The 6,438-nt window shown below is 54.2% G+C and carries 7 protein-coding genes; 1 reads left to right on the top strand and 6 read right to left on the bottom strand.

The window, feature by feature from the left end:
- Window positions 1-605: 605 nt before the first annotated feature.
- The 3 genes from A3OI_RS0118150 to dctP all read right to left on the bottom strand — a co-directional run bounded on the left by A3OI_RS0118150 (window position 606) and on the right by dctP (window position 3,605).
- Entirely contained in the window at window positions 606-1,937 is a 1,332-nt protein-coding gene (locus tag A3OI_RS0118150) for a TRAP transporter large permease (RefSeq protein WP_018405629.1), read from the bottom strand.
- On the bottom strand, window positions 1,934-2,434 hold the full coding sequence (locus tag A3OI_RS0118145) for a TRAP transporter small permease subunit (protein ID WP_018405628.1): 501 nt from the start codon (window positions 2,432-2,434) through the stop codon (window positions 1,934-1,936). Before A3OI_RS0118145 ends, A3OI_RS0118150 begins: the two co-directional genes overlap by 4 nt.
- A 67-nt stretch (window positions 2,435-2,501) precedes the next feature.
- Window positions 2,502-3,605: a TRAP transporter substrate-binding protein DctP gene (gene dctP / locus A3OI_RS0118140; protein ID WP_018405627.1), complete on the bottom strand. Its 1,104-nt coding sequence runs from the start codon at window positions 3,603-3,605 to the stop codon at window positions 2,502-2,504.
- A gap of 195 nt (window positions 3,606-3,800) precedes the next feature.
- Here dctP and A3OI_RS0118135 point away from each other — a divergent pair, with 195 nt between their 5' ends.
- Window positions 3,801-5,297: a CoA-acylating methylmalonate-semialdehyde dehydrogenase gene (locus A3OI_RS0118135; RefSeq protein WP_018405626.1), complete on the top strand. Its 1,497-nt coding sequence runs from the start codon at window positions 3,801-3,803 to the stop codon at window positions 5,295-5,297.
- Here A3OI_RS0118135 and A3OI_RS23290 read toward each other — a convergent pair.
- From A3OI_RS23290 to A3OI_RS23490, 3 genes are all read right to left on the bottom strand, one after another.
- A complete protein-coding gene (locus tag A3OI_RS23290; RefSeq protein ID WP_018405625.1) occupies window positions 5,289-5,558 on the bottom strand; it encodes an IS66 family transposase in 270 nt (89 codons plus the stop codon). The genes A3OI_RS0118135 and A3OI_RS23290 overlap by 9 nt on opposite strands.
- Before the next feature lie 134 nt (window positions 5,559-5,692).
- Window positions 5,693-5,902 carry a DUF3565 domain-containing protein gene (locus tag A3OI_RS22455; protein ID WP_081622980.1) on the bottom strand — a complete coding sequence of 70 codons (210 nt, stop codon included), beginning with the start codon at window positions 5,900-5,902 and terminating at the stop codon, window positions 5,693-5,695.
- A gap of 340 nt (window positions 5,903-6,242) precedes the next feature.
- On the bottom strand, window positions 6,243-6,438 hold a 196-nt coding region (locus A3OI_RS23490), incomplete at its 5' end, for a hypothetical protein (protein ID WP_040475232.1).

The following is a 6,438-nucleotide window of genomic DNA, read 5'->3' as shown; positions in this document are numbered from 1 at the left end:
TGACCTTCGATGTCGACATCATCGAAGTACGCGCCGCCAGTTCGGAAGAGATAGCCCACGGCCACGCGCATGGGCCGGGTGGGCATCATTGAAGGGAGATGAGCTTGGTCACTTTTGTGATTTACGCCATCTGGCTTGGCGTGGTTTTGAACCTGGCCGCTCTGGTTCAGCGTGACGATGCGAGTGCCACGATAACGCCTTCGTCTGCGGCGAGCTTGCCTTGGTAAATATCCGGATAGATCTCTGCCAGACCACTCAAGCCTTCCACCGTTCTGATTTTAGCCAGTTACGGCTCCAGGCAGCCGGTGCGTGCAAAAAACGCTCACTCCGCTCAGAGAATTCCTGTGGCCTCCGGTCCTGCATGCGCTTCGGGATTAACAACCGCCAAACTGCAGTTCTTCGAGCATCTCGCTATCAAAAGTTTTTACCGGTGTCCGCTACGGTAGACACCGGACAGCTCCTCAAAATATTATTTCTCAATGTCTATGCTTGCAGCCTGTGTCAGGCATTTGAGCACAACCTTTGGACCACAACGCCCGCCACTTTTCAGTGGCGGGCGTTGTGGTCATCAACCCGAATGGGGCTTCAGCCCCAGGAAAAAGAGATCAGCCCAACAAGATGGCCGGCAAACCGGTAACCAACCAAGGGAAGAATGCCAACAGTACGCATGCCACGATTATCAAAGCTACGAACGGAATTACCGCCTTATACAGATCGACGATTTCCACTCCGGGGGGCGCGACCCCCTTCAAATAGAACAGGGCGTAGCCAAACGGCGGCGTCAGGAACGAGGTTTGCAGTACCACGGCGACCATTACCACGAACCACAGCATATCCACTCCCATGGCCTCGACGATGGGCAACATGATCGGGAAGCTGAGGAGCACAATACCGGTCCAGTCGAGGAACATACCCAGAATGAATACGAGAAAGAACATCAAAATCAACGCCCCCGTGGTGCCGCCAGGCATGGCTAATACCAGATCGCTGATTACGCTCATGCCACCGCCCCGCGAGAAAACACCGGTGAAGGCCGTGGCTCCTACCAGTACCAGCATGACCATGGTGGTGGTCTTGCTGGCATCTATGAGGGTGTTGTAGCAGGTCTTGAGTTTGCGATCCCCGAAAATCATGAACAGCAAAAAGGCGATGAATACGCCGATAGCTGAGGCTTCCGTGGCCGTTGCGATACCGGTGAACAATGCCCCCAATACGCCAAGTATCAACGCCATGGGCGGAAGAACGTACTTGAACAGCATTATGACCAGTTCGCCAGTGCTAGTCTGGGCGCGTTCTTCAGCCGGCACCTTCGGGCCGTACTCGGGCTTGATGTGACAGATGATCAGGACGTAAAGCGCGTACATCACCCCCAAAATCAACCCCGGCACCAAGGCCCCCGCAAATAGAGCCCCTACCGACACCGGTGAGTAACTGGCCATCAAGATCAGCATGATGCTGGGCGGGATTAGTATGCCCAGACAGCCGCTGGCCATAATAACCCCGGCACTCAGCCCCTTGTTGTAGCCATACTTGAGCATAGGCACAAGGGCGATCATTCCCATCACGGCTATCGAGGCGCCCACGATGCCGGTGGTTGCAGCCAATAGCACCGAGACTATGACCACCGTCAATGCCAAGCCGCCACGCAGGTTGGCCAATAACAGGCGCATGGCATCGAACATTTTCTCGGTGACACCCGAGTCGTTCAAAAACCTCGCCATCAACACAAATAACGGGATTGCCACCAACACGTAATTATCCATGGCATTGCCATAGATGTTGTTGATCAGCGTACCCATCACATTCAGGCCGGGCCCTACAAGGGCACCGACGACCGCCACGCCACCCAGCACAAACGCCAGGGGGTGGCCCATAAACAGGCCCACTATCAATCCGGCGAACATAACCAGGGTGAGCATTTCTGGGCTTAAATTCATGTCCGCTCCTCCCGCAGTTGTTGAATGGCCCGAATGAAGATCGCGATACCCTGCAGCAGAATCAAAACCGCGGTAACGAAGATGACGCCTTTAATCGGGTAAACCGGAATCGATACCATGCCATAGGTGGTTTCGCCGCGGCTGAATGAACGCATAAAGAAGCTCCAGCCGAGGCTTATCAGCATCCACATAAAAGGTGCGAAGAAGATCAGATAGCCGATAATGTCTAATACCGCCTGCTTCCTGCGTGAGAGCAGCCGTTTGATCACGTCGACTTCGACGTGAACGTGATGGCGCAGCCCGTAAGCCGCCATCAGCATGAAATGGGCGCCGAACAGCATCTTGGTGATGTCGAAAGCCCAATCGCTGGGACGATCGGTGAAGAAGCGCAATCCAATATCGTAAAGAACGACTAGCGTGATAATAGCAATCAGTGGCGCAATGATTCGCCCGAAAACGTCATTGAGCGTATCGATCGCCTTGGCAATTGCATTCATGGAGAAACTCCGCAATCAATACCAAAAAGCCGCCCCGATGCGAGACATCGAGACGGCGGTGAATGCCTTACAGGCAGGCTTCGATTTTTTTCAGAGAGGGCAGATTGTCGATGGTGCGGCTCATATTGAAGGGTACGGTAAGATCACGCCAGTTAGCGTAATGCTCCATGTAGCTGATCATGGAATGGTAAACCTTGGCGTGCATCTTATCTTCACAGGCCCCGCGAACGATCACTTCATTGGTGATGTCTTGAATGCGTGCCAGGTCTGCCTCGGAGAACTGGTTAATTTGGACGCCGGCTTCCTGGAACTTGATGGTGCCTTCGGTGGAGCCGCGCTCAGACCAGGAAAGTGACCAGGCCAGGGTGGCGTCAGCCGCAATCTTCAGCTTCTCTTGGGTTTCTTTGGAAAGTGCGTTCCAGGCATCTTTGTTGATCATGACACCGAATACGCTGGCGGACTGGTGCCAGCCAGGCGTGGTCCAGTATTCCGCCACTTCAGCAAAGCCGGCCTCGTAGTCGACGCCTGGCGTGGAAAATTCACCGGCGTCGATCACGCCGCGCTCGATAGCCTGGTAGATTTCACCGCCGGCGAGGGTGACCTGTGAGCCGCCGAGTTCCTCCAGAACGCGTCCTTGGTCACGTCCGGAAAGACGGATGCGCTTGCCGTCGAGGTCCGCTAGGCTTTTGATGGGGGTACGACCCATGAAACCGGACTCGTTATTGGTGATCCCGTACGGCAGGTAGACCATGTTGTACTTGCCGTAGACTTCTTGGTACAGCTCGAAACCACCCCATTGTTGAATCCAGTTCAGATAATCCACGCCGTTGAACAGGCTGGTGGTGGTGGCGAGCGGCGAGAAGGCGGGGCTGCGGCCTGCCCAGTAACCGGGCCAATCACCCGAGGCTTCAATGCTGCCGGTTTGGGTGGCATCAAACACTTCGGTGCCGGGCACCAAGGTGCCGCCGGCACGGAAGTTGATTTTCAACTCGTCACCGACCAGCTTGTTGGCCAGGTCAACCCAATGGCGATCGATTTCGATCAGCGCCAAGTTGTCCGGCCAAGTGGTGGTCATGGTCCAGCTTTCCTTGGCATGAGCGGTAGCAGAGACAGCGGAAAAGGCGATACCGACAGCCAGGCCGGCGACGGCAAATTTGGTCGTTTTCTTCATTTTAAATTCCCTAGTATTTGGTTTTTGTAAATGTTGTTTTTGATCATCGGGAAACAGGAATGCGCAGCTAACGTACACGTCAGGCCTAATTAATCAGCTGCCCAGCTATATTAGTATTGATACTATGCATACTTCAACCGTTGCACTTATTCTATGAATCCAGGAGTAAAATTGATAATAACAGGATATGGTATTATGAGTATTCGTGAAATCGCCATGTATATTAACGGCCAGCCAGTTGTCTCCCAGAGTCAGGATTGGCGTGACGTGATTAATCCAGCCACCCAGGAAGTCGTTGCACGAGTTCCGTTTTGCACCACGGATGAAGTCGATCAGGCCATTGCTAACGCAAAGCAAGCCTTCACGACTTGGCGCAAAACCCCGCTGGGCAAGCGGATGCGTATCATGCTCAAGTTTCAGGCGTTGATCCGCGAGCACACCGACGAGTTGGCAGCGCTGATCAGCGAAGAACATGGAAAAACTCTGCCCGACGCTATGGGTGAAGTGGGGCGTGGACTGGAAGTGGTCGAGCATGCCTGCTCAATCACTTCGCTGCAATTGGGTGAGCGGGCCGACAACGCTGCGAATGAAGTCGATGTCTACACACTGCATCAGCCACTGGGCGTGGGAGCGGGCATCACCGCGTTTAACTTCCCGATTATGCTGCCATGCTTTATGTTCCCAATGGCCATCGCTACGGGTAATACCTTCGTTTTTAAGCCCTCCGAGCAAGACCCGAGTTCTTCTATGCGCCTGGTCGAACTGGCCCACGAAGCCGGTGTACCACCGGGTGTGCTCAACGTCGTGCATGGCGGTCCAGAAGTCGCAAATCAGATTGCCGATCATGCTGATATCCAAGCACTATCCTTCATTGGTTCCACACATGTGGGTCAGCTACTTTATGATCGTGCTGCAGCAGCAGGAAAGCGTATGCAGGCGATGATGGGGGCTAAGAACCACTGCGTTGTCATGCCCGATGCGAACCGTAGCCAGGCCATTAACAGCTTATTAGGGTCCGCCTACGGCGCTGCCGGACAGCGTTGCATGGCCAACTCCGTTGTAGTGCTGGTGGGTGAGGCGCGTGAGTGGCTCGAGGATATCATCGAAGGCACGCGCAGTATGAAGGTAGGCCCCGGCACCCAGCTCGATGCAGATCTTGGTCCGCTGGTCTCACCGGCTGGTAAGGAGCGCGTAGAACGCCTGATCGCGACCGGCGAACAGGAAGGCGCCACGATGGAAGTGGATGGCCGCGGCTGTCAGGTTGAAGGCTACCCGAACGGTAATTTTGTCGGCCCAACTCTGTTCAGTAACGTCACCGCTGACATGACGGTGTACCGCGAAGAGATCTTTGGCCCGGTGCTGTGTGTGGTGAATGTTGAGACAATGGATGAAGCGATTGAGTTTATCAATGCCAACCCTAATGGTAACGGCACATCAATTTTTACCAACTCCGGCTGGGTCGCGCGTCGCTTCGTATCAGACATCGACGTTGGTCAGGTGGGCATCAACGTGGCTATCCCCGTGCCAGTGGCTTATTTCAGCTTCACCGGCTCACGAGGTTCCAAGCTTGGTGATCTGGGACCTAACGGCAAACAGGCCATCAGCTTCTGGACCCAGACGAAGACCGTGACTGCGCGCTGGTTTGAACCCGACAATGTCTCTAGCGGCATCAACAGCACTATTTCATTGTAAGCGCTGCACGAACTGCAGCCGGATGCGACCGTCAGTCAGAAACACCGTCAGTTTTTCGATGAGTGGACGGCTTTGACTTTCTCGCAAGGCCAGCCTTTTCTCCGCCGTCATTGTTTTGGCCCTCTGCTCTACGGCATAGAGGCTGCGGATCAAACTCAAGGCAAGGTCGGCGCGGCCGACCTTGCCTTTGGGCTGCACTTTCTGGGCGTCCACCCCCCACACCATCAGGTCAGCAAAGCACAATCCTTGTTCAATCGTCATGAAACGCACTTTCCATACGGTTTGCCTGTGGATCGCTGAGCTCTCCCATGCGAACCCAACGGGCCAATGCGCTCGCAACCTCTACCTCTGCAAGATGGCTAATCCTTTTGCTTTCAGCCCCAAGGGTGACATGATCAAGGCCTTTCATCCGGCGGCGAACCCTCTTCACATTTCCTGCAATCGAGCTCAAACCCCACCATCGACTCCCGGCCCTCCGCCGTAGTGACCCAAGGGCGGTTCACCCACGGCGGCGTATGACGCACGTGTTGATTGTGACCACACGCCAGCTGAGCGACCCAATGGTTTTCTTGGTCTTTATGGTAGCCGGCAATAGGTTGTTTCATGAGTCCCAGTCTAGCAGCCTGTCCGACTTAACCAAGCAGTATCGAAGTGAGATAACCGGGACGACACGGGCCACAATCGGAATTCAATGATGGGATATTTCATAATTGCTGATCGGAAAACCGACTATCCGACAACCGGTACAGCTCTGTTTAATCCCATTGACGCGGTCCTGCCTAAGCGCAGACAAGCTTTATTCAAAAGTTCTGAGTGACCCTGGCCCCATCCCGAGTTAGGGACAATCATCGAGTGCAGAAGTGGATAAAAGGTGTCAGAGCGGATATTCGTTGATCAACTCTGAGGCCTAAATTTCAACGTGCCAATTAAAGGGTGCGTAACCATTTAATTTTGATCAATCCGGTTCAACGACCCTGTTGTTATCCAGATCGCCAGTCGACTGCAGCTGCCGCTGGAGTCAACGCCGCCGCTGGTTATAATGGCGTACTTTGAACCTTCGCAGAGAATCCTATGCCAATCGAAAAGAATCAGGTGGTCTTGTTTCACTACAGCGTCAGTGATGAACAAGGCAAGGTCGTTG

This window comes from Marinobacter gelidimuriae (genome assembly GCF_000372805.1).
Lineage (GTDB): Bacteria > Pseudomonadota > Gammaproteobacteria > Pseudomonadales > Oleiphilaceae > Marinobacter > Marinobacter gelidimuriae.
This window is presented reverse-complemented; position numbering and strand designations above follow the sequence as displayed.